Genomic DNA, 21,263 nt, shown 5'->3' on the forward strand with positions numbered 1-21,263 from the left:
AGGGTTATCGCGGCCTGGCCCTCGCCTATGGTAAGGGTCTTGCCGTCGGCGGAGATCGCGGTGCCCCACTCGACCTCGTAGGTGGAGGGGGTGAAGGTCTTCGCGTCTTCCGGCGAGGAGACCAAGGTCACGGTGTACTTGTTGACGGCCCTGGAGAAGTTGGCGTAGACTGTGACGTCTCCGCCGACGGCCTCGGAGGGGATGGTCCAGTCGACGAACGCGTAGCTGTACTGTTCGCCGGCCGCGGTGGCGGTGGCGGTGGCGACGGAGCTGCCGATTCCGGCGACGGTGAATGTCGCGCCGGACGCGCTCAGGGAGGTCCCGTAGGGGACGTTCTCGAACTTGGCGACGGAGACGGTTCCGTAGCCCTCGGGCTGGGCGACGACGGTCACGGTGTACTTGTTGATCTCCCAGATTGCATACATCGCGTTATAGGGACGGACCAAATCAGCAGCAACCTGAGTGGCCTTGGTGTCGGCGGTGCTGTCCACATAATATTTGTTGTTGATGTAATAGAGATACAGATCGCCGGCACCCAGATTTTCATTGGTCTTGCTGGCAGGAAGTACCGCCCATTCCGCGGCCTCCTCCAAAGTCTCAGCGTTGATGTCGATTCTGGCCCAGCCGAGGAAAGTATAGCCTTCGCGGGCCTGCGGATTGTGTATGTCCACGCCTTCGTTGATTTTCAAATTCTTATCCTCATAGGCGTCGGTGCCATCGTTATTGAACCAATAGATTACCTGTGCCAAGGAGGGAACTCCTTTGTCAACATAGACCGCCTTCAGCTGCACCGTGTACTTGTTGGTGTCATCGGTCTGAGGATTGGTGATCACTTCAACCTTAGCGAATTCCGCTTTGACCTCGAAGGTCCCGTCCTGGAAGACCTTGATGTTGGTATCCACATATCCGTCGACGTCCCACTTCTGCACTACCCAGTAAGCGAACTTCTGGCCGGCCGGAGCATTGACGGCCGCCGCGCCCAGAGAACTAGCGCCATCGACATAGAGGTTGGTGTCGGAAACCGAGCCAGTGCCACCGTTGAGATTGTAGCTGACGCCGATTCCGGAAGCGCCGTCCAGAACAGTGCGCCACTTAGCGTAGACGTCATACTTCTTGGTGATCCAGAAACGGCCATTTTCTTTATCGCTATTAATAATGTTATTTGGGTCACCGGTGTATTTGCCGTTTATATCATATGGATCGGTAGGGGTGGTATCCTTGTCATAATCCGCCGTGACCGTATCTTCATTCAGCACGATCGCATTCCCATTGAAGACCTGTGTACAGGCTTCATCGGTAAACCAGCCGACGAATTCATAGCCGTTCAGACGGCCGGTCGGGGAGCTGATCTTTCCGCCGTAGCTGACACGGAAGTTCATTGCCTGTTCCGAGTTACCCCAGTTGATATCGCCAGAGGCGGCATCCGGATAGTTCGGATGCAGGAATACACGGTACTGGATCTGACGCCACTTGGCGTAGACGGTCAGTCCGCCCTCCGGCATATTATCGAAAGTAAATGGCTGATTACAGGCTGTGTCCATATACCAGCCCTCGAAGACGAAGCCTTCCGGAACGTCAGTCGGTTCGTGGCTGTTGTAATCAGAAACATCAGCACCGTAAACGATGCCGGTAACGAGCTCGATCTGGCTCTGGCCGGTCCCGATCTGGCTACCGTTACCGTCTACATAGACACCATCCATGAAGTTGATTTCGTACTCGTTGGGCATGTAGTAATAACGCATGAAGTACGGTCTCGCGCCTGATTTGGTCATGCTACTATCGTTGGTGTAGCCATTATAGGCCGGCGGATGCTGATACTGGCCGTCTGAGCTAAAGTCAGAGGACCTGAGCACTATCGTCTTGCTGGGTTGATTATCATCCGGATAGCGCCCTTGAGCATCTGCGAAGTAGATATAGTAAGTCCAGTCGTTATTGTTGTTAGAGTAGCGCGCGGTCAGATAGTTGCCGTCTTTATCGGACAGATTGCCGAGAACCTGTTCGTCCATAATGCTGATGGTTCCCTTGACGGTGTTTGCAGTAGCCAAAAAGGCTTTTGCGGTCGGCATCAGAATCCAGCTGACGAACTCAGGGCGGCTGGTGATGTCGGCATATTCCGGCCAGGTCGTAATCTCCGCTCCATAATACGCGGTGATGGAGTAGTAATAATACCTTAGATTGTTAGTCGTATCAAAGGTTGTCGGAGCGGAGCCGTTGATCTGAGTTATATTGGAAAGAGTGGTACTCCAGTTGCCGCCATACTGACCCCCTTGTTGATAACTGCTGGAACCACGTACTTGGCCTCCGTTAGCATTCGTTCTCGTAACGTACATCTTCAGAGTATACTCTACGCGGTCGAAGTAGATGTTCACAACGGAGCTGCCGTCCACGGCAATTTCGGCATCGGTGAGCTCATCCTCGTTCAGCGTGAAACCGGTGAACGGATCCGTGGTTGTTCCGGAAGACACTGATTGTACGCCGCCGTACCGAGTACCGCCCAACGTCACAAACTTCAGATCACCTAATGTGCCTATAGAAATCATGTCGACAATGCTGGCGCCAACTGCTCCCGTACCGGTATAGGATGCCGCGAAGTCATAATTGGCCGTCGAAAAAGTCCCGCCGGCAGCGCTGACTTTCTGTTTCCATATCAGGATGGTATAGCCGGCGGTTTCGTTGGGGATCCACTTGGCATAGATGGTGGTGAATTCGGTCAGCGTGCTTCCGAACGTAAATTCATTGCCGTCTGTGCAGGCTTTGTCTTTATACCAGCCGCCGAAGGTATAGCCGAAGCGGGTCATTTCTTCGTCTTCACAGGGTTTTTTAGTCCTTTCGGTGGCCTTGTAGAAGTGAGCGGCGTTATACGTGGCGCCCTTGCCGTTTTCATCGAAGACCAGCCAGTGGCCTTTGGGAGCGCTGACTCCGAAATCGACATCGCCGCTGATGCTGATGATATCGTTGTTCTGATAGGGCGGGGTCGTGCCCTCTACATAGCCAACGATGTTGCTACTGCCGTCGATGACCAGCCAGCCCTCGAAGTTTAACTCGGTGCTCGGGACGGTATAGGCCATATTGACTTTGTATTGGTGGGTGTCGACGGTATCGTCCGCGCGGAAGACTACGGCTTCCTGGCCCAGCACAATTTCATGATCATCAAAGTAGGTGATCTCATAGGACCTGAACAGCATGGCGTAGTAAGTGAAGGTGACGTCATCATCGACACCGCCTTCCGTGGGAACAGCAGTGGCAAGCTGACCTCTGATGTCCGCGATGGTCAGCGCTTCAGTCGTGGAGTCATAATTCTGCTCTTCCGTCCATCCGCGGAAGAACACGCCATCGTCCAGGGTGACACCGGGATCGTAAATGAGCTGCCCCAGGCTGTCACCGTTCTTGACGTACATGGAAGCGATCAGGGTTCCGTCCGGATAGCGGAATTCTACCAGCAGGCGGGCGTCGACCACAGCGTAGACCGAAAAAGCGTCGGACTCGAAAGCAGCCATGCCGTCGCCGATCTCGGCATCCATCACTTCGATGCTGCCGTTGTTGTTCAGGTGAGCGATCTTGGCAGTCTCGCCGATCGCATCAGAGATGAAAGCCACCTTGATCGGAGCCAGCGGCTCGACTTCATCGCCGTCCGCGTTGACGAAGGCGATGTCGATGGCAGTCACGTTCTGGGCCTTGGCCTCAACGCCCACAGCGATCTTTTCCAGCACAGCGGAATCATAGATCGGAGTAAGTTCCATTTCGACCTTCTGGTCAAAGGCGCCGGCCGCAGCGATCACATTCACGGTGATGCCGGCGGCCTTGCCGGTGAAGAAAGCGGCGGGCGTCAGCCCGACGGCTTCTTCTTCATCTGTCCATGTCACAATGCCCGGGGCAGCGCTGTCGCCGCAGTCCCCCTGGGCAGTGATGACAGTGCCGGCATCCGAATCCTCGGAAAACGCCGGCACGGCGATTGCCAGAACGGCCAGAAGCAGCACCACAAGTGCTATGCTTTTGACCGCTCCTTTCTCCATTGCATTTAGGTTCATAATTAACCTCGGTAACTTATACATCCTACCGAATTAAAACCTATCCCTTCTAAAGATGATTATTTCGCCGATGATGATGAATCCTCATCAAAAAATACGGCTAATGCCGAACATTCAAATGGACTTCTGTCTTATTATAATACAAGATAAGGACGGAGAGTTCCGCTTCAGAATGTGCAAAAGCGGACAGATCCCGGCCGATTGCCTGAATATCCGACAGCCGACCTTGATAGATGTAAGACGATAAACGAACTATATGCTTGGATGTTCGACAGCGGTCAAACCTCCGCAGCTGACGATGGCAAGCCCGGAAAAAGATGGGGATGGTTTATGGCTGGGATCCGGGAAAGTCTGAGAAAAAATAAGGGGTTTGGAAATGGTTTGGGAGGGGTTCTTATCCCCCTCCGGACGGCATGAAGTCGGTTATGTCGACCTCCTCGGCTTCCCTGGCGAGGTCTTCCACGGACTTCATGCCCCCTTCATACGAAGAGCGCTCCTTGAAGGAGACCTCGATGTATTCCGAGGGGTCTGCCGGTATCAGGCTGGACGCGTCGTAGTAGAGATCGGTGAAGTCAAGCCTGACCCAGACTCTGCCGTCCCTCTCGCGGATGTCCGTGACCTTCCCGACCGTCGCCGTCGGAACATACTTCTGAAAGTCTCCGATCTGCAAGGATATCAGCCTTTGATGACTGCGCTTCTCTCGCCGGCGGGCTGGAACTCCCTGAGGGCTCCGCGTCCGATTTCCTTGGTGATGTTGCCGAAGTCGAAGATCAGAGCGGGATCGGCGAATGCGACTCTCACGAAGGGATTGGCGGTGAAGGCGTCTCCGCGTGCGACGTGGGCAGCCTTGGGGATACCGGTGTATCCGGACTGGTGGCCGACGTTCATGGCGTAGTTGGGGTAGTTGGGTCCGCGGACCTCCATGGGGAGACCCTCGTCAGACCTGTATGCGAAGGAGTTGGCGGAACCGCACTGGTCCTGGAGGTCGAATCCGTAGAATCCGAGCCTTCCGGTCCTCTCTTTGTGCTGGAGCATGGAGAGGTACCAGCAGTTCAGTCCGACATCGGCGATACCGGTTGCCATCGCACCGGCGATACCGGTGGAAGCGGCGGCGACGGTTGCCCTCTGGGATCCTCCGAAGTGGGTCTCCATGATGGCGGGGTATCTCTCGTACATCTCGAGAGCGTAGGCGTTGATGTCGTCTCCGAGTTTCATGACCTCATCCATGTTCTTGGGGTCAAGTTTGCAGAATCCTCCGTACCTGTCTTTGATCTGGTCGATGGCGTAGTAGACGTAGTCCTCGAGGATGTTGTCGGTGTAGGCCGCGGTGGCGTACTGGGTGAATCCGACTCCTCCGGACATGTATCCGCCGAGGTAGATCTGGTCGTAGATGACCGCTCCGAGGGCGACGGCCTCAAGGGCGGCGCGTCCGGGGTCGTCAGGGTAGACACGGTCGGACTGGGCCATATCGGCGAGGTATCCGAACGGGATTCCGCCGGGCTCGTTGGGTCCCCTGGCACGCCTGGCGGGCATCATGGTTCCCATGGAGAGGGACTGGTGCTTTGCGGAGTATGCGAAGTCTGCGATGGCTGCCTCTCCTGCCGCGAGTTTGTAGGAGGAGATGAAAGCCATAGAGATCTGCATGGCCGCGTGCCTGGAGACGGTAGCTCCGTCCATGAGCCTTCCGACGATGGTCGGGACGCGGACAGCCTGCATGAGGGTCTTTCCGATCGCTTTCTTGAGCTGTTTGGCCTGGGCCTTGGGGAACAGCTTGTTGATGTCGATGACGAACCTGGGGTCGATCTCGTCGATGAGCTCGTCGTCTCCGGAGAAGACTTTGACGTAGGAGTCGTAGACGAGCGCGGGGTTGACCTCGGCCATGTGCTCCTGGACGACCGCTCCTCCGGGCATGGTGTGGTTGACGGTCTCGAGGTACTGGTTGATGGTCTCGGGGGTGACCTCTTTTCCGAGCCTTCTCTCGATGGTCTGGTGGGGAGAGTCGAGCCCGACGAGGATGGTCCTCCTGATGTCGTCCCAGGCCTGCTGGATAGCGGTGTTGTTGACGCAGTGCAGGTCGTCCGCCTCGGCGTAGATGTCGGTGTGGGACAGCTGGTAGGGCATCCAGCTCCTCTGTCCGAGCGGAACTCCGATGTCCTCGTTCATCATGGGGATGCCACGTTTCTTGGCGATCTCCAAGGCGGATTTCTGGAATTCGACTTTGGATTTGGACTGCTTCCATCCACCGTAGCAGTAGTACTTGGTGGACATGTCGGTAGGCTCTTCCTTGAACTTCTTCTTGCATGCATCCATGAACAGCTTCTCTTTTCCTGCCATGGTAATCACTCTCCCTTAACCTTCCAGGGCTGGTATCCGCCGAGGGTCCTCAGTTTGTGGATCCTGAGTCCGTACTCGGTGACCTCTTTGTCATCTCTCATGTCAACGCCGTCGGCTCTGAAAATGGTGGTCCTCTTCTTGAGGTCAGCCATGGTGCTGGGCTTTCCGACGGAGATCCTCCTGTCGAGGGGAATGGCGACCTGGTCTTTGACGTAGACGACCTCTTTCTTGTTGGCGTCCCAGACGTACCTCTGCCAGCCGTCGAACATGAGTCCGTTCTCGTCGAGACGGCATGCGTGTCCGTGGACGGTCGCTCCCCTGATTCCGGTGAGGGCGGGATCGAAGGTCTCGTTGTCGATCATCTCTTTGGCCATGCGCTCGAGATCCCTCTCACGGACCTCGATGATCTGCCTTCCGGAAAGGGTTCCGGTGTCGATTCCTCTGTATCTGGAGAGATACATCCATGCCCTCTGGTAGGGGGAGATGGGCGCGAAGTAGACGGAGTCGGTGAACTGGATGTACCTGACACGGTCTCCGTGTTTCGCTCCCTCGATGGGGGTGACGAGTTTCCTGATGGGGCAGTCCGGCTCTTTTCCTTCCTCTATTGGAGGGTGGATGGATTTGTAATCCTCTCCGGGGTTCCTGTGCCCCATGATCCTGACTACATCGTCCTGAGCGACGTCGCGAAGTTTCTTCAGTTTGACCTTGGGGTTCATGTATCTGCGCCTGTTTTTGGCGGGGATGGACTCACCAGGATAGAACTGTCTCTCATATGCCATGTTTATGCACTCCTATAATCATGAAGTGTGGGCCTGTATTTTGAGTACCTACCTACCTGCAAAGTATAGCCGTGCTCGATGTTCTCGTTGCATGCGGCTTTTATCTGGTCCAGCCTAGCCTCGAGGATCTCGTCGTCCTCCACTTCCAGCTCGATGTAGAATCCACCGACCAGATAGCGGAGCTCGACTTCCTCGCCGCCCACATGAATTATCTTCCTTTCCGAATGATTGTTGTCGTGGCCTTTTCCGGGCCCGCTGTTGATCGTCTTCGGAAGGCTCTCGCCGGTCATGTTGATCTGCCTGATGCCGGGGATTTTGTCCAAGGCGTTCAGGAGCTTCTCCGTGGTGTCGGCGCTGAGCAGGCGGTTGGTTATGATCTGGACTTCGGGAAGGGGCTTCCCGGAATACTCTGCGGCTGGTTTGATAGGTGCTGACATGATACAGGAACCTCACAGTTTCTTTTTCACCTTCTTTGCAGCCTCGGCTACGAACTGCATAGGTTTGTTGAACTGCTCCATGTCTCCGAAGACCTCTTTGTAGAGTCCGGAGGTGGCCTCTGCGGAGAAGGTCTGGGTTCCTCCGTCCAGGCAGTTTCCTGCGGTGACGGCGGGGATCAGAACACCTTTAGCGTGCCTGGTAACGACGTGGTTTCCGTGGAACAGACCGGGGCCTCCTCCTCCATAGATGGAGTGGGAGAAGAACGACATTCCGACTCCGACACCCTCGGACCTTCCGTAGTCAGCTCCGGGGAGTCCGGACTCGTGCTCGAGCAGGTCGTTGTAGTACAGGATAGTTCCGGGAACACCCTGGGCGGCCCTTGCGGCTCCGACGTTGACCATGACTGCGGCAACCATTCCGGCGGAAGCGTAGGCGTTCCACATGGGGAGGTCGTCGGTGGTGTAGATCTTGTATCCGGAGGGAAGGGTCTTCTTCACATGGATGACTCCGTCGTCGATGGCCCTCTCCATGAGGGATCCGATGACGGTTCCGACGGTTCCGGTCTTTCCGTTCTTCTTGACGAGAGAGTAGACGATGTTGTTGGCGTTGAGGCCCTGGTAAGCAAGGGTCAGAAGGGCGCCCCTCTCGAAGTTACCGATGGCGTCTCCCATCTCGAAGGAACCGCAGTTCTCGTAGATGGCGGAGAGAGCGACTCCCTGCATCGCGTTCCTGTTGACCAGGGAAACGACGTGGTTGGCCATGATGTTCCTGAGGGCGAATCCTGCGCCTTCGTTGTTCTGGGGGACCTCAAGGATGGATTTGATGTTGGATCCCTGGAAAGTGATGGTCTGGGGGTATCTTCCCCAAACGGCGGCTTTCACCATGTTGGCTTTGTACATGGGGACATCGAAAAGATCGATGATGGCCTCGGTGGTTGCTGCGGCTGCAGCGGTGAATCCGGTCGTGTACTCGATACCAGCGTTGAGTCTCTCTTCAGGCACGACGACGATGATGTTCTTCCCTTTGACTTTGACGATGGTCCCGTCTCCGTCGTATACCTGGACTTTCTCTTTGATTGCGGCCGCGATTTTGTCGGCGCTGTCGACGATGGGGAGATCGAGCTCTTTTCCCTGGATGATGACTCCTCCGCCGGTCATGGATCCGGTTTTGAGAGCTTTCTCGATACCGGACAGACTGACTGCGATGGTCCTCTTGGTGAGGGAGACGATCTCTTTGATCGCAGTGTTGCGCAATGGACTGATGGCTTCCAACGGAATGTCTTTGGCGATGCGCTTTCCGTAGTCGTCATACAAGTCGATTACGTCCTCGTATTTTGGCATTTCATACCTCCTTTTTCAACAATATTCTGCAGAATTTCTCTCGAAACCCTGCATACCCCTTGCAAACGGGATAAACGCGTCACTGCATATAAAACCATGGCAAAAACGGCTTTTGAAGCGGTTTTCAAGGGTTTTTGCGTATTTAGTGGCGGCAAAAAAATGCAGGAATCACAGTTTTAGTTTCATAGATAATATTTAATTATTTCTATGGACCAGTCCGCCAACATAATTGTATTTACTACATGACAGAAGAAATAATAAGAAAAAGGTTTGTGATGCTACTGGCTCAATCGCGCTTGGCCTTCAGCATCACGCCGGAGGAATACTTTTCCTTGAGGCGCTGGACATAGCCGGGAATCAGGCTGTACGGGATTCCGCAGGCCAATTCGTCGGCGGCCATGGAGGTCTTCTTCCTGCATCCGAAGCAGCCGAGGGAAACATTGGGAGCGCCGCTGATGAACGGCACGGCGGTGACGTCCTCGCAGGCGCACTGGAACGGCGATGTGCTGAACTGCATCCTTCCCCCGCCGGCCGCGGTGGAGAGGGGGACGATCCAATAGATCCTCTCGGGAATGTCGATGATCGCTACGACATCGGGCTCGAAATCAGCGTCTTTGAGCGGGCATACGACTTCGCCTTTGTTGTCCGGCATCGCCACGCGTTTGGCGATCATCTCTTCGGCGGCTGCCTGGGTGTCATGGATCCCTATGTTGGCATGGAACTCCCCGGTAGCCACTTTCTCGGGGGTGGCATTCATGCCGAGGGCAGAAGAACCTACTTTGCACCCTTGGGACTCCAAAGGCATCAGAAGCGATTCCCCGTCCTTGGCCGCGAATACCGCTTGGCAATGGCTCATCTGCGACTCGGGGGCGGAATAGCCTGCGGGGTATTCCTCGCCTTCTTTGACGAGCTTTATGGCCACCGGCTCTCCGCGGAGATTCAGAACCTCTTTCATGACGGACGCGTACTCAGCGTTGCGATCCAGGATATCTGACATGGGACAGCAATCGCGACGGCAGAATTAAAAGAATGGCGTGGTAATCAAAAATGTTTAGAGGTGTTAAAAAAAGTGGGTTCCCCCGAAGGGGAACTTGGATAGCGAAATCACTCGCCCTTGACGGTCTTGGCGAAGATCTTCATGTTCTCGTCGGGGGTCGCGACTGCGATACCGCATCCGGACGAGATGACGTTGAAGCCTGCGTCGACGGATTTCTTGACGCCCTCGACGACTTCCGCGGGGGTTCCCTGGAACAGAGGCCTGACAGATCCGACGTTTCCGACGAGGACGGTCTTGGCTCCGACCATCTCGACGGCCTTGTAGGGGTCGACCTTCTCTTCGATGGAGATTCCGGTGGTGTTGGTCGCGACCATGTGGTCGAGGATCTGGGTGGTGTCTCCGCAGATGTGGAGGACGGTGTATTTCTCCTTGGCGGGGCAGGGAGCAAGGGACTCGCGGACGAACTTTCCGGAGGCACCGTCGAACATGTCGGGGGCGAGCATGTCCACAGACGCGGAAGGCTCCGAGCACTGGACGACATCGGCTCCAGCGTCGAGGAGAGCGTTGGTGTACGCTTTGACGATGGGGTTGATGGCGGAGACCCATTTCTCGACCTGGTCGGGATCCATCATCATTCCGAAGACGATGCTCTCGGCGGAGACGAGGTTTCCGGTGAGGGTGAAGGGTCCGGTGTTTCCGGCGACGATCGCGTATTTCTCACCGTGGGACTTCTTAAGGAGGCCCATGGCTTTGATTGCCTCTGCGGGCCTTCCTCCCTGGAGGAATTCCTCGGGGGACATCAGGACGGAAGCGGGGTCGTCGTATTCGCCGGACATGGGGTCGAATTTGAAGGGGTGCTTCTTGACCATGGGGTTGGCGTCTCTCTTGTCGACGGCGACGGTCGCTCCGAGCCTCTCGGTCTCGGCGGTAAGGCAGAAGGGAGCCCTGACGCACTCGAATCCGTCGTAATCGGCCTGGGCCGCTCCGAGTTTTGCCATGAGCACGGCGTCCTTGTGGGCGTCGGGCCAGGCTGCACCGCAGGCGTCCATCTGGGAGAGGGTGGCGGACTGGGTGAAGATGGCCGCCGGAGGCCTGTCCAGGGACTCTTTTTTCATTGCTGCAAGTACTCTTTCTCTAGGAGTCATCGACATGTATTTTTCTCCTTGGATTGGGCATCGAATTCCTATTATTTAAGAGATGAACACATCCCCGCAGATAAGAACACTATATCGGCAATAAAATCGCTGACTTTGATAATTATTATTTAGAGAAATCCATAGTCCAAGAAAAGCGAGTGGACATAAACGAACACCAATGGATGATACATCCCATTCAGATGCTGATGTCCGAGAGATCTTTCAGGCGCCCGAGCTTCATTATACCTATATCTGTGACGCCGTAGATGTCTGCGGAAGCGAAATCCGCATTTCTGAGGGCGGGCGCCATCATAGCCTTTTCATCCAGAACCAGACCGTTCCCGGAAGCGAACGGGCTGAACGGAGGCAGCACGATGACGCCGTCCGACTTGGCGTGGACGAAGCATTGTATCTTCAGACTGCCGCCGACGGCGCCCGGAATCCTTATTGAAGGATGCTCATGCCCTATGATCACCGGCCTCACCCCGGAATCCACGTGCCCATGCTCGAGCCTGAACCCCATGATATCCACGTAATCCGCGGCTAAAAGGCCCATATCCGTTATCGCGTTCTGGATGTAATTGTCATGATTTCCTTTGATGGGGATCACTTCGGCGGCTTCGGTGAGGAGCGCGAAAATCTTTTTGATCTCGTTCTTCTCCTCCCACCCGGAACGCTTGAAATCATGCTTTATGTCTCCGAGAAGGACTATGCGCTCGGGCTCATGCCTGCATATCAGGTCGTTGAGGGCATCGCGGATGGAATCGGTGTTGATCCTCGGGAGATAGACGCCTTCGTTCTCCAGGGCGCGCTCGTATCCCAGATGCAGATCGCCGAGTACGACTGTGGGGCCTTCGTCCAAGACCAGGCACCTGTCGGATGTCACGCGCACACCGGGAAGGATCTCCAGCGATCTCATGTCCCAGCGAAAAGCGTGGTCTTAGAATTCATTTGCGCTCCCATCGCTTGCCGTCGGCCAAATCCCCGACGAGAGCCCAGGAACCGTCGGAAGCCGTCAGCTTGAATTGGTGCACCACCATCGAAGAATCTATGGCGAATTCGCAGAGCATAGGATTGGGAGTGTACGACCACCAGACGCAGTCGGCCCCGCCTATGGTTTCGGAGGAGCCTTTCGTGTATATCTCCACGGGAACTTTGTCATCTCCGCAGATGACGTCGAAGGCCATGGTCCCCATGGATTCGCCGTATACGATTTCGACGGTGAAATGGTACATATATTCCCTTTGGGACTCGTTTATGTACTTGGACTCGCCGGTGCCGGAAGCGCCATAGCCCATGTACGTCCCCGAGACGGAATAATCGTGGGAAGCCTTGTAATCCTTATCTTTGTCATCCATCATCACGCTCATCAAACCCATCGCTGCCACCCCCATCATGAGGAATACCACCAGGATTGCATAGATCAGAACGGTCTGAGAGGATTCATTGGCCATAGCAACACATCGCTGTATCGCCATTGGAGATATAAACCCAAGGTTGGGCTTGTGCCCGAAAACGTGTATTCGAACGCTGCCTCAGGATGAAACTATAACCGTTATCGGCATATCCCGGCCCATGATCGACCATACGTTCCAGATGCTGCCTTCCGTCGGGAAGAAGAAAGAGAGAAGCATCTGGGAATCCGGGGTCCGCACCTGGGACGAGTTCCTGTCGTCCCCGGACGTCCCCGGGATCAAAAGCGGCTCGAAGGAAAAGGACGACATAATCGTCATGCAGGCCCTGGATCTCCTGGACGCCGGCGATTCGGCCCTTCTCGGGGATCTGATCCCCAAAGCGGAGCACTGGCGGATGTACGACAGATTCAGGGACGGCGCGGCATACCTTGACATCGAGACCGACGGACTCAGCAGGGATTCCTTGGTGACCGTCGTGACCGTCCACAGGAAAAGCGGCACGACTACGCTCACGGAAGGCATCGATCTCGACGCCGAATCCCTCTCCGACGCCTTGGACGGGGCTAAGATGCTCGTGACCTTCAACGGAAGCTGCTTTGATGTCCCGGTGCTAAGGAACAGCTTCCCGAACGTCGATTTCGACCTCCCCCATTATGACCTCCGCTTCGCCTCCCGCAAAGTCGGGTACAGAGGCGGCCTGAAACCGCTGGAGATTGAGATGGGTATTTCGAGGAGCGACGACATAGAAGACGTGGACGGAGCCATGGCAGTGCGGCTGTGGCACCAATGGGAAAGGCACAGAGACGAGGACGCGCTGGAAATCCTCAGGGAATACAACAGGGCGGACACCGTCAACCTCGAGGAGATCGCCGGCAGAATCTACCGCCGCCTTGTCACCGATTACGCCGGGTACATATGGGAATGAGGGGTCTCCCCCTCAGATGTTTCAATCCTTCAGAAGGGTGTACAGCACCGCTTTCTGGGCGTGGAGCCTGTTCTCAGCCTGATCGAAGACCACGCTGTGGGGCCCGTCCATAACCTCGGCGGTGACTTCCTGGCCCCTGTGGGCGGGCAGGCAGTGCATCACGATGCAGTCGGGGTTGGCGATTGCCAGGAGCTTGTCGTTGATCTGGTACATCTGGAACAGTTTGATGGCCTCGGCCTCGGGGGTCGTGTCGCCCATGGAGATCCAGGTGTCGGTGTAAAGGACGTCGGCGCCGATGCAGGCCTTCTCGGGCTCGTGGGACGCGATGATCTTGGAGCCGTTGGCCTCGGCGATCTTGGTGGCGTTCCACATGATCTCCGCGTTTGGCATCCTGACCGCGGGACAGCAGGCGACCATGTCGATGCCCATTATCGCGCAGGCGTACAGAAGTGAATTGCAGACGTTGTTCCCGTCGCCGAGATAGACGAGCTTCTTGCCGCGGAATCCGCCGAGCTTCTCCTTGATCGTCACCATGTCGGCGAGAGCCTGGCAGGGGTGCTCCAGATTGTCAAGGCCGCTGATGACCGGGCAGGTGGCGTACTCGCCGAATTTGTCCATCATCTTGTAGTCGTAAGCCCTGTACATGATCCCGTGGACGAAGCGGCTCATGACGCGGGCGGTATCCTCGACGGTCTCGCTGTGGACTCCCATCTGCATCTTGGACTCGTCGATGTAGAGGGCGTGTCCCCCGAGCTCGGTGATCGCCACGTCGAACGATATCCTCGTCCTGGTGCTCGGCTTCTCGAATATCATGGCCAGGGTCTTCCCTTTGAGGGGGTCCCCATGGTGTCCGCGCTCGGCTTTGAGCCTGATGGCGAGATCGACCATATTGGCCCATTCGTCTTTCATGTCGACAACGGAAATGAGATCCCTTTTTGCCATGGGCGCTTGATTAATCGGAACGGATATAACGGTGACGGAGAAAAAAAGACACTGGAAAGATAATTTGTCCGTGTACGTACCTGTTGGCTGGATGCGCACACGGACAGATATGGTATGTATGGCGCTCAATCGTTCATGCGCATCTTGAGGGCCTTGACACGCTCGAACGAAAGGCCGGTCTTCATGGCCACTTCCATGACCTCCCCGCCTTTGCTGAGGAGCTCAATCGCCTCTTCGTCGCCGTCTCTGACCGACGGTTTCTTCTTGAACGTGTTCTTGCGCATCTCGCTGCGCTTAGGGTCTTTGAACGGGGCGCCGCACTCGGGGCAGAATTTGGGATGTTTCCCGGTCGTGTCCAGCCATTTGTGCCCGCAATCCCTGCAGACGCAATGGTAGCAGACGCTCCCGCATGACGGGCATCTCCCCAGAACGTTGATGCGGACAGGGAATTCCGCGCCGCATTTCACGCATCTATGGTTCTCGGTAGGCTCATTCCAGACGAATCTCTTGCAGTTGGGGCAGGTCTTAGGCATCTTGTCTACTTTCCTTTCCCACACGTATCCGCAGAAATTGCATTTGCAAGGGTTCCTGTCCTCATTCCATCTGTGCGTTCTGCATTGGGGGCACCTATTGGGATTCATGGATGAGAACCAGGTGTATCCGCACCTTTTGCAGGTCCTCTTGACCACATCTTCGCGGTCCCATAGTATGGAATGGCACCCGGGGCATATGCGAGGCTTCGCATAGACTTCTCCGCCGCTCGAAGTCTTCCTGCAACGCCTTGCCATCCAGGTATATGAACAGACTTTGCACCTATACTGAGGACGCTGAGTCTGCTGTCTCCTGGTGGAGCGCTGGACGGACGCGCCCTGATCGCTCACCCCATCCGGTTTGGATGCGGGTTTAGCTGCTGGCTGTTCAGCGTCATTAATCATACACAATTATCTGCAAGCCAACTATTAAGGTAATGGTACGAAAACCGTAGGATTGGATTATATATCTATGCAAAATTCTCTGATTTACATATTAAAATGATATATCCAACCTCATAATTACTGCGGAAATGGCAACAATATGGAAGCATGGCATTGCGATGGTACCAACGGAAAATGGGAGGATCGGCCTCCAAACTGTGATGGAGGCCTTCGACGGCTCAGGAGTCTTTGTTCTCTTTCGCCTTTCTGATCGCGGCCTTGCTCTCGTTCGGATCGGCCGCAAGAGTCGATGCCCTTTCCGAAGCCCATGCGACCCCGGCTCCGGCCGCTTTGCCGTACCATGACACCGCATCGGTTACATCCGTGCCTTCGCCCCTGCTTTCCAGGAACCTCGCGATCACGCAGCATTCCAGCGGATCGTCGGACCCTTCCTTCATTGCGTCTTCGACTTCGCCTTTGCAGACGGAATTCACGACGATATCGAGGAGACTTTCTTTTATCTCCAAACCTGAGAGCGCCTGCGCCCTTTCCTTGAGGGTCATCAGGTTGGTAGGCATAGGCGTATCCTCGGAGGGGTTGCCGGATACCTCTCTCGCGATTTTCAGAACCTTCATGACGATTCTGATGGGCTTATCCTCCAGGACATTGAACTCCCAGTAGCTGCCGGAGCCGAAACGGGACGCCATCGAGCCCCTGGTGTCGCCGTTGGAATAGCCGAGGACAACCAAGTTGCACCCTGTCGGGATGAGAGCCTCCATGAATCCGGTGAAGACGGTGACCACCAGATCGAACTCGAAAATCCCATGGACCATCTGCTCCACGGAGGCCGAATACCTCTTGGTGTGGAGGAGAAGCTTCTGATCGGGGAACGGCGCGTTGGTATAAACTTCGAACCCTTCTTTAAGCAGCAAACGCGCCAGAGCCCTCATGATCCTGTCGTCCCTGTCCCTCTCTACGGCGGACCTGTGCATGACCGAATTCCCGTACGGATTGAGAAGGATCTTGTGGCAATTCCTGAACCGGCTTCTCTTGGGCAATTCCCCGTTTTCGGTTTCGAATCCTATCAGACCGGGCTCATGGAGGCGCTTGGATATTCCGGTGGCCAGGTTCGTCTGGTAATCGTAGAAATAGGCGGCCGCAGGGTAAAGCGGCCTGAACGGGACTACCAATAAGGAATCGTCCGGCTCGGCCAGCATCGAGTTGTACATGCGGAGACATCTGGAATCCTTGAGAGATATCACGGTGCCCTTGACCCCCAGAAGCTTCGGGAGCATGGCGGACGATTCGGCGACGACGAAAGTAACATCCGAGTAATCCAGGCCGTCGTATCTGCAAAGCCATCTGAAATTGTCCCCCATATGCGGGAAGGAGCACATGATCGCCCTTCCGCCTAAAGCTCTCAACTTCTGGTATAAGGCGCGGCCGAGACGGTACATGATGTCTATAAGTTCCAAGGAACCTACGGCGTCCACCCTTTTCCTATGCGTCGACACGTAGAGGCCGGCCTCGTTGAACGGGCGCTGATCCAGGAAGACCGGCCCGTCGAAATCCGATACCTGCATCTGCCTGGAATGTATCTCCGGGTTCAGGACGACCACCTCGCATTTCCTTCCGGAGCATCCCTTGGCGGCCAGAATCTTCTCCAGATTCTCTTTGATCTTCCCCTCGGCGCGGACCGTGGGGTCCTTGGTCGCAAGCCTGCTATCCAATAAGAGCAGCGAGCTCTCGTCGGGGATGTAATCCTCCGTTGACGGGTGGTAATAGAAGCATTTGGTGGATTTGGTATACTTCCTTTTGGCTGAATCGAACATTATGTAGCATTTGGACTCCTTGTTGTTGGGGCATTCCTCCCCCATGATATCCAAGACCTTGGCGCCGGGATCGGTTTTGTAGTAATCCGGGCGGACAGAATATTCGAAGCACACGCAGTACAGGACGCGCAATTCCTCGGGCGAACCGCAGATGACGATCTTGCTGTAATCGAAGATGGCCGGATTTATGGAAAACAGGATCGGAGACCTCCCCTGCCTTCTGAGGAGCGGCGTGCCTGTGTGCAGGGTTTTCATGGCTTTCTTGGTGTTGCGCTCCGTCCCAATGCCGAGGTATTCCATGCGGAAAGCATAGTATTTGCCCCATTGGGTGCCCAAATGTTTGGAAGCTATCTCATACGCTTTGGAGTGGTCCTCGGGAGAAGAAGAGCAAAGCAATTCATCGCACAGAATCTTGTCCTCAGACACTTTTTTCGGCCGGACTTTCCTGGCGGCTTTCTTAACGGACTTCTTGGCGGCTTTCTTGGGAGGAGCCGCATCCTTTTCCTCGCTGGGAGAGTTCTCCTCATCTGCCGATGGCGCTCTGAGTTCATCTTCCATACGCGGTTATTTTATTATCTGTATTTAACAATCAATACCCAATCTGCTGATGCTTTCGTACTGAATTTGGACAGGCGAACCCTATACCGAAACGGCTGGGAATGGCTGAGGAAGCCTTTGGATGGCCCTCTGTCCGCGGCCGCCGAAAAACAGGGCCGCTACCGATCGGCGCCGGACTGCCCAGCAGAAAGGACAAAGGTTTATGTAAGGGAACCTGATAGCGGATTTCGCAGCATGGCCGGGATAGGCTAGCTTGGTTAGACTAGGGGACTGTGGATCCCCTGACTCGGGTTCAAATCTCGGTCCCGGCCCTTCTGAGTACCCGATATTTTATGGATATACCGATCGAAGCATCAGCGGTGATAGCATGGCTTGGGAAGGCAGACTCAGAAAGATCGACGGAAACAGATGGGAGATTCCGAAAGACGAATCGGCTGGGATGAGGACCAACGCCGTGATTTTCGCCAGCGAGGGCATGATCGAGCAGGTTCGCTCCGACAACGCCCCGCAACAGGCTGCGAATGTCGCATGCATACCCGGCATAGTCGGCAGCAGCATGGCGATGCCCGACATCCACTGGGGATACGGGTTCCCGATCGGCGGGGTCGCCGCCGTGGATGCGGAAAGCGGATCCATCTCGCCCGGCGGGATAGGGTTCGACATAAACTGCGGCGTCCGCCTGATTAAAACCGATCTCACCATCGACGACATCGGCGACAAGAAGAACGCTCTCGTGGACGAGCTGTACAGGAACGTCCCCTCCGGGCTCGGTTCCAAAGGCCTCACCCATGTGGGATACAAGGAGCTGGCGGAAATCCTGACAAACGGCTCCGAGTGGGCGGTAGAAAACGGGTACGGATGGGAAAAGGACCTGGAAGTCACCGAGGAAGGCGGCCGCATGGCTGATGCCGACAGCTCCCTGGTGAGCGACAAAGCCCTGAGAAGGGGTCTCCCCCAGCTCGGGTCCCTCGGATCCGGCAACCATTTCCTGGAGCTGGACGTCGTGGACAGGGTGTTCGACGGGAGAACCGCCAAAGCCTTCGGACTCAAAGAGGGGACGGTCACCATCACCGTCCACTGCGGGTCCAGGGGATGCGGGCACCAGATAGCCACGGATTACCTCCAGCAGATGGAGCGCTACGTCAAGCAGAATTCCGTGAAGCTCCCTGACAGGCAGCTCGCCTGCGCGCCGCTGGATTCCAAGCTTGGCGACGAGTATTACAAAGCGATGTGCTGCGGAGCGAACTACGCCTGGGCGAACAGGCAGATGATCACCCATTGGGCGAGGGAGTCCTTCGAGAGGATCCTCGGGGATTCCGCCGAATCCATGGGCATGGAAGTCGTCTACGACGTGGCGCACAACATCGCCAAAAAAGAGAGGCACGACATCGACCGCCACCACGAGGATGTCCTTGTGCACAGGAAAGGGGCCACCCGCGCCTTCGCGCCCGGGAGAAGCGAGATAACGATGAGGTACAGGGACTACGGCCAGCCGGTCATCATACCCGGCGACATGAGCGTGGGAACCTACGTTCTGGCCGGCAGGAAAGGCGCGATGGAGGAGACCTTCGGATCCACCTGCCACGGAGCGGGCAGGCTGATGTCCAGGAAGAAAGCGATCGGAAGCCTCACGGTGGAAGGCGTCAGGAAAGAGATGGACGACGCGGGCATCTACCTGAGGCATGGCTCCGACGAAGGCGTCCTGGAAGAGGCCCCAGAAGCGTACAAGGACGTGGACGAAGTCATCGAAGTCGTATGCTCCGCAGGGCTCACCGCCAAAGTATGCAAGCTCACCCCGTTCGGAGTGATAAAAGGATGATGCCGGGAATTCCCCCGGCATTCATTCGCCGACTTTCCAAAGCTTGTCGCCGACGAAATGTATGGTTTTGATGGCTTTTCCGGGGGCTTTCGCTCCCATCTCCTCGGCCGAGCGCAATGCGATCCCGACCGCCAGGGGCGCATTGTTCTTGACGTCCCTCACCCAAACCAGATCGCCCTCGGCTATGGACGGGTCCGCCTCCAGTATCCCGGGGCCCATGACATCCGCCCCATTGGCGACGAACGGCACGGCGCCCATGTCCACAGTGACGTATCTGGCTGCGGGCCTGTATTTCATTATCCCCCTCAGAGTCAGAAAAGGCTTCCCGTCCTTCACGATCCCGTATATGTCCCCGCCCACGAATATCACGCTGAAATCCGAGCTCTCGGCCATATCGACCGGATCGTCCTCGGAGAACACCGGGACGCCCAGAATCCCTTCCAGCTCGGAGGACAGGGCTTTGACCTCCTTGGACCTCATCCTCTTCCTCTTGCGGATCATTATGTCTGCCATTTCGCTGCCTGATGGATTCCGGCTGGTATAGTATTTCCTATCGCCAAGGCTTCCCTCCCATACTATTAAAGCGGATTCGGGATACCGCATCCCATGAAGGATTGGACGACGGCCGCGGTGGGAGCCCTGGTGGGTATCGTATCCGCCCTCCCCGGAGCCAGCGGATCCACGATGCTGGTCATATTCGGCCTCTATGAAAGGGTGATCCTGGCCGTATCCAGCATCAGGCGCCTCATCGCTGACATCCGTTTCATGGCCGTCGTCGCCGTGGGAATCATGGTCGGGCTGTTCGCATGCTCCGTTTTCCTGGACTACGTGATCCTCAAGTGGGAGATGCCGGCGATGTTCTTCTTCGGCATCCTCATCCTATGCCAGATCCCCGACGTCAAAGCTATGGAAGGCAGGTCCGAACCTGCGGGGAAAACATGGTGGATCGCGTTCGCCATAGGATTCGCCGCCATACTTGCGCTCCTGCCGATAAGAGGCACGGGAAGCACTGAGCCTTCGATGATGGCCATGCTTCTGATCGGAGCCATATACGCTGTCGCCACGGTGTTGCCGGGTGTGAGCGGATCCACCGTGCTGGTCGCCTTGGGGCTTTACGACGCATTCCTTGCGGCCGTCTCCGGGCTTAACCTCGTCTATCTGGCACCGATGATCGCAGGAGCCTTGGTGACAGCCATTCTTCTCACAAAAGCGATAAGAATATGCTTGGACAGGCACAGGACGACATCTTTCGGGGCCATCATGGGCCTCACGGTGGGTTCCATGGCCACCGTCCTCATAAGCGCCTGCGCAATGGTATCTGACGCCGACGATATTTTGCTGGCCATCGCCGGGATCGCGATAGGATTCGCCGCAGGATATGCCCTCAGACGTCTCGCCATCAGATACAGAAAAGAAGGGATCGACGGCAGCGGGGATAGGGATTGAAGGGATTGCGTGCTGCCGCCAGAGAGCACAGCGTTGGATGCACTCACATGCCCTCAGAACAATCATCAAAAGAACGGTATTTAAAAAAGACTAGGGGGTGCCCGAAAGTGCGGAAGCCCCTCAGCAACACGGATGACTGCCGTATTGAGACGTCTCAGAACCTTTTGCGGCTCTGCCGGCATCCGTCCAGCCACAATATCGCGAATGATATCTCGGGGTCGAGGGCCAATCGCCTCCGTTTCCAGTACGACGACGGATCCTCTCGATTCCCTCGATTATCCCCTCGAAGAAGAGCTTTCCGGGGCTGTTGGGAGCACCATACGAAGTGGTACTCGTCAAATCGGAGCCCGAAAGGTACTC

17 protein-coding genes and 1 tRNA gene are annotated in these 21,263 nt (G+C 56.0%); 4 read left to right on the top strand and 14 right to left on the bottom strand.

Features of this window, described 5'->3' with window-relative positions; all coding sequences use genetic code 11:
* The 10 genes from IKP20_04210 to IKP20_04255 all read right to left on the bottom strand — a co-directional run.
* The coding region (locus IKP20_04210) for an InlB B-repeat-containing protein (protein ID MBR4504159.1) at positions 1-4,013 on the bottom strand (4,013 nt) is incomplete at its 3' end.
* 409 nt (positions 4,014-4,422) lie between these two features.
* The gene (locus IKP20_04215) at positions 4,423-4,698 is read right to left on the bottom strand and encodes a DUF2098 domain-containing protein (protein MBR4504160.1); all 276 of its coding nucleotides are present in this window, start codon (positions 4,696-4,698) and stop codon (positions 4,423-4,425) included.
* 5 nt (positions 4,699-4,703) lie between these two features.
* Complete coding sequence (mcrA, locus tag IKP20_04220) at positions 4,704-6,362, bottom strand: coenzyme-B sulfoethylthiotransferase subunit alpha (GenBank protein ID MBR4504161.1); 1,659 nt, start codon at positions 6,360-6,362, stop codon at positions 4,704-4,706.
* 5 nt (positions 6,363-6,367) lie between these two features.
* Positions 6,368-7,141 carry a coenzyme-B sulfoethylthiotransferase subunit gamma gene (gene mcrG / locus IKP20_04225; protein ID MBR4504162.1) on the bottom strand — a complete coding sequence of 258 codons (774 nt, stop codon included), beginning with the start codon at positions 7,139-7,141 and terminating at the stop codon, positions 6,368-6,370.
* A 2-nt stretch (positions 7,142-7,143) separates the two neighbouring features.
* The gene (mcrD, locus tag IKP20_04230) at positions 7,144-7,515 is read right to left on the bottom strand and encodes a methyl-coenzyme M reductase operon protein D (GenBank protein MBR4504163.1); all 372 of its coding nucleotides are present in this window, start codon (positions 7,513-7,515) and stop codon (positions 7,144-7,146) included.
* Positions 7,516-7,590: 75 nt separating this feature from the next.
* Positions 7,591-8,919, bottom strand: coding sequence for a coenzyme-B sulfoethylthiotransferase subunit beta (mcrB, locus tag IKP20_04235; protein ID MBR4504164.1), 1,329 nt, complete (start codon positions 8,917-8,919; stop codon positions 7,591-7,593).
* Positions 8,920-9,205: 286 nt separating this feature from the next.
* Complete coding sequence (locus tag IKP20_04240) at positions 9,206-9,916, bottom strand: DUF169 domain-containing protein (protein MBR4504165.1); 711 nt, start codon at positions 9,914-9,916, stop codon at positions 9,206-9,208.
* A 107-nt stretch (positions 9,917-10,023) separates the two neighbouring features.
* Positions 10,024-11,061, bottom strand: a complete 1,038-nt coding sequence (locus IKP20_04245) for an MtaA/CmuA family methyltransferase (GenBank protein ID MBR4504166.1) — start codon at positions 11,059-11,061, stop codon at positions 10,024-10,026.
* Between the two features lie 187 nt (positions 11,062-11,248).
* A complete protein-coding gene (locus IKP20_04250) occupies positions 11,249-11,971 on the bottom strand; it encodes a metallophosphoesterase (protein ID MBR4504167.1) in 723 nt (240 codons plus the stop codon).
* A 28-nt stretch (positions 11,972-11,999) separates the two neighbouring features.
* Positions 12,000-12,506, bottom strand: a complete 507-nt coding sequence (locus IKP20_04255) for a hypothetical protein (protein MBR4504168.1) — start codon at positions 12,504-12,506, stop codon at positions 12,000-12,002.
* Between the two features lie 121 nt (positions 12,507-12,627).
* On the opposite strand from IKP20_04255, the gene IKP20_04260 reads away from it, so the two are divergent.
* Positions 12,628-13,392, top strand: coding sequence for a ribonuclease H-like domain-containing protein (locus tag IKP20_04260; GenBank protein ID MBR4504169.1), 765 nt, complete (start codon positions 12,628-12,630; stop codon positions 13,390-13,392).
* Between the two features lie 21 nt (positions 13,393-13,413).
* Here IKP20_04260 and argF read toward each other — a convergent pair whose 3' ends face one another.
* The 3 genes from argF to IKP20_04275 all read right to left on the bottom strand — a co-directional run bounded on the left by argF (position 13,414) and on the right by IKP20_04275 (position 17,638).
* Entirely contained in the window at positions 13,414-14,334 is a 921-nt protein-coding gene (gene argF, locus IKP20_04265) for an ornithine carbamoyltransferase (GenBank protein MBR4504170.1), read from the bottom strand.
* Positions 14,335-14,459: 125 nt separating this feature from the next.
* Positions 14,460-15,122: a hypothetical protein gene (locus tag IKP20_04270; GenBank protein MBR4504171.1), complete on the bottom strand. Its 663-nt coding sequence runs from the start codon at positions 15,120-15,122 to the stop codon at positions 14,460-14,462.
* Between the two features lie 365 nt (positions 15,123-15,487).
* On the bottom strand, positions 15,488-17,638 hold the full coding sequence (locus IKP20_04275) for a hypothetical protein (GenBank protein MBR4504172.1): 2,151 nt from the start codon (positions 17,636-17,638) through the stop codon (positions 15,488-15,490).
* Positions 17,639-17,875: 237 nt separating this feature from the next.
* Here IKP20_04275 and IKP20_04280 point away from each other — a divergent pair.
* Both IKP20_04280 and IKP20_04285 read left to right on the top strand, forming a co-directional pair.
* Positions 17,876-17,949: transfer RNA gene (locus tag IKP20_04280), tRNA-His, on the top strand.
* Between the two features lie 56 nt (positions 17,950-18,005).
* On the top strand, positions 18,006-19,457 hold the full coding sequence (locus IKP20_04285) for an RtcB family protein (protein MBR4504173.1): 1,452 nt from the start codon (positions 18,006-18,008) through the stop codon (positions 19,455-19,457).
* 21 nt (positions 19,458-19,478) lie between these two features.
* On the opposite strand, the gene IKP20_04290 is transcribed toward IKP20_04285, so the two are convergent.
* Positions 19,479-19,970, bottom strand: a complete 492-nt coding sequence (locus IKP20_04290) for an RNA-binding protein (GenBank protein MBR4504174.1) — start codon at positions 19,968-19,970, stop codon at positions 19,479-19,481.
* A gap of 93 nt (positions 19,971-20,063) precedes the next feature.
* Between IKP20_04290 and IKP20_04295 the strand changes: the two genes are divergently transcribed.
* Positions 20,064-20,903 (top strand): DUF368 domain-containing protein, encoded by an 840-nt coding sequence (locus IKP20_04295; protein ID MBR4504175.1) that lies wholly within the window; start codon positions 20,064-20,066, stop codon positions 20,901-20,903.
* Positions 20,904-21,263: the final 360 nt, after the last annotated feature.

It is taken from the genome of Candidatus Methanomethylophilaceae archaeon, from assembly GCA_017524805.1.
Classification (GTDB): domain Archaea; phylum Thermoplasmatota; class Thermoplasmata; order Methanomassiliicoccales; family Methanomethylophilaceae; genus Methanoprimaticola.

What these genes read in the sequence shown, in the direction of transcription:
- IKP20_04290 (MBR4504174.1), bottom strand. Translation starts at nt 19,970, where the DNA reads ATGGCAGACATAATGATCCGCAAGAGGAAGAGGATGAGGTCCAAGGAG.
- argF (MBR4504170.1), bottom strand. Translation starts at nt 14,334, where the DNA reads ATGGCAAAAAGGGATCTCATTTCCGTTGTCGACATGAAAGACGAATGG.
- IKP20_04240 (MBR4504165.1), bottom strand. Translation starts at nt 9,916, where the DNA reads ATGTCAGATATCCTGGATCGCAACGCTGAGTACGCGTCCGTCATGAAA.
- mcrA (MBR4504161.1), bottom strand. Translation starts at nt 6,362, where the DNA reads ATGGCAGGAAAAGAGAAGCTGTTCATGGATGCATGCAAGAAGAAGTTC.
- IKP20_04270 (MBR4504171.1), bottom strand. Translation starts at nt 15,122, where the DNA reads ATGGCAAGGCGTTGCAGGAAGACTTCGAGCGGCGGAGAAGTCTATGCG.
- IKP20_04245 (MBR4504166.1), bottom strand. Translation starts at nt 11,061, where the DNA reads ATGACTCCTAGAGAAAGAGTACTTGCAGCAATGAAAAAAGAGTCCCTG.
- IKP20_04295 (MBR4504175.1), top strand. Translation starts at nt 20,064, where the DNA reads ATGAAGGATTGGACGACGGCCGCGGTGGGAGCCCTGGTGGGTATCGTA.
- mcrG (MBR4504162.1), bottom strand. Translation starts at nt 7,141, where the DNA reads ATGGCATATGAGAGACAGTTCTATCCTGGTGAGTCCATCCCCGCCAAA.
- IKP20_04255 (MBR4504168.1), bottom strand. Translation starts at nt 12,506, where the DNA reads ATGGCCAATGAATCCTCTCAGACCGTTCTGATCTATGCAATCCTGGTG.
- IKP20_04250 (MBR4504167.1), bottom strand. Translation starts at nt 11,971, where the DNA reads ATGAGATCGCTGGAGATCCTTCCCGGTGTGCGCGTGACATCCGACAGG.
- IKP20_04275 (MBR4504172.1), bottom strand. Translation starts at nt 17,638, where the DNA reads ATGGAAGATGAACTCAGAGCGCCATCGGCAGATGAGGAGAACTCTCCC.
- mcrB (MBR4504164.1), bottom strand. Translation starts at nt 8,919, where the DNA reads ATGCCAAAATACGAGGACGTAATCGACTTGTATGACGACTACGGAAAG.
- IKP20_04285 (MBR4504173.1), top strand. Translation starts at nt 18,006, where the DNA reads ATGGCTTGGGAAGGCAGACTCAGAAAGATCGACGGAAACAGATGGGAG.
- IKP20_04260 (MBR4504169.1), top strand. Translation starts at nt 12,628, where the DNA reads ATGATCGACCATACGTTCCAGATGCTGCCTTCCGTCGGGAAGAAGAAA.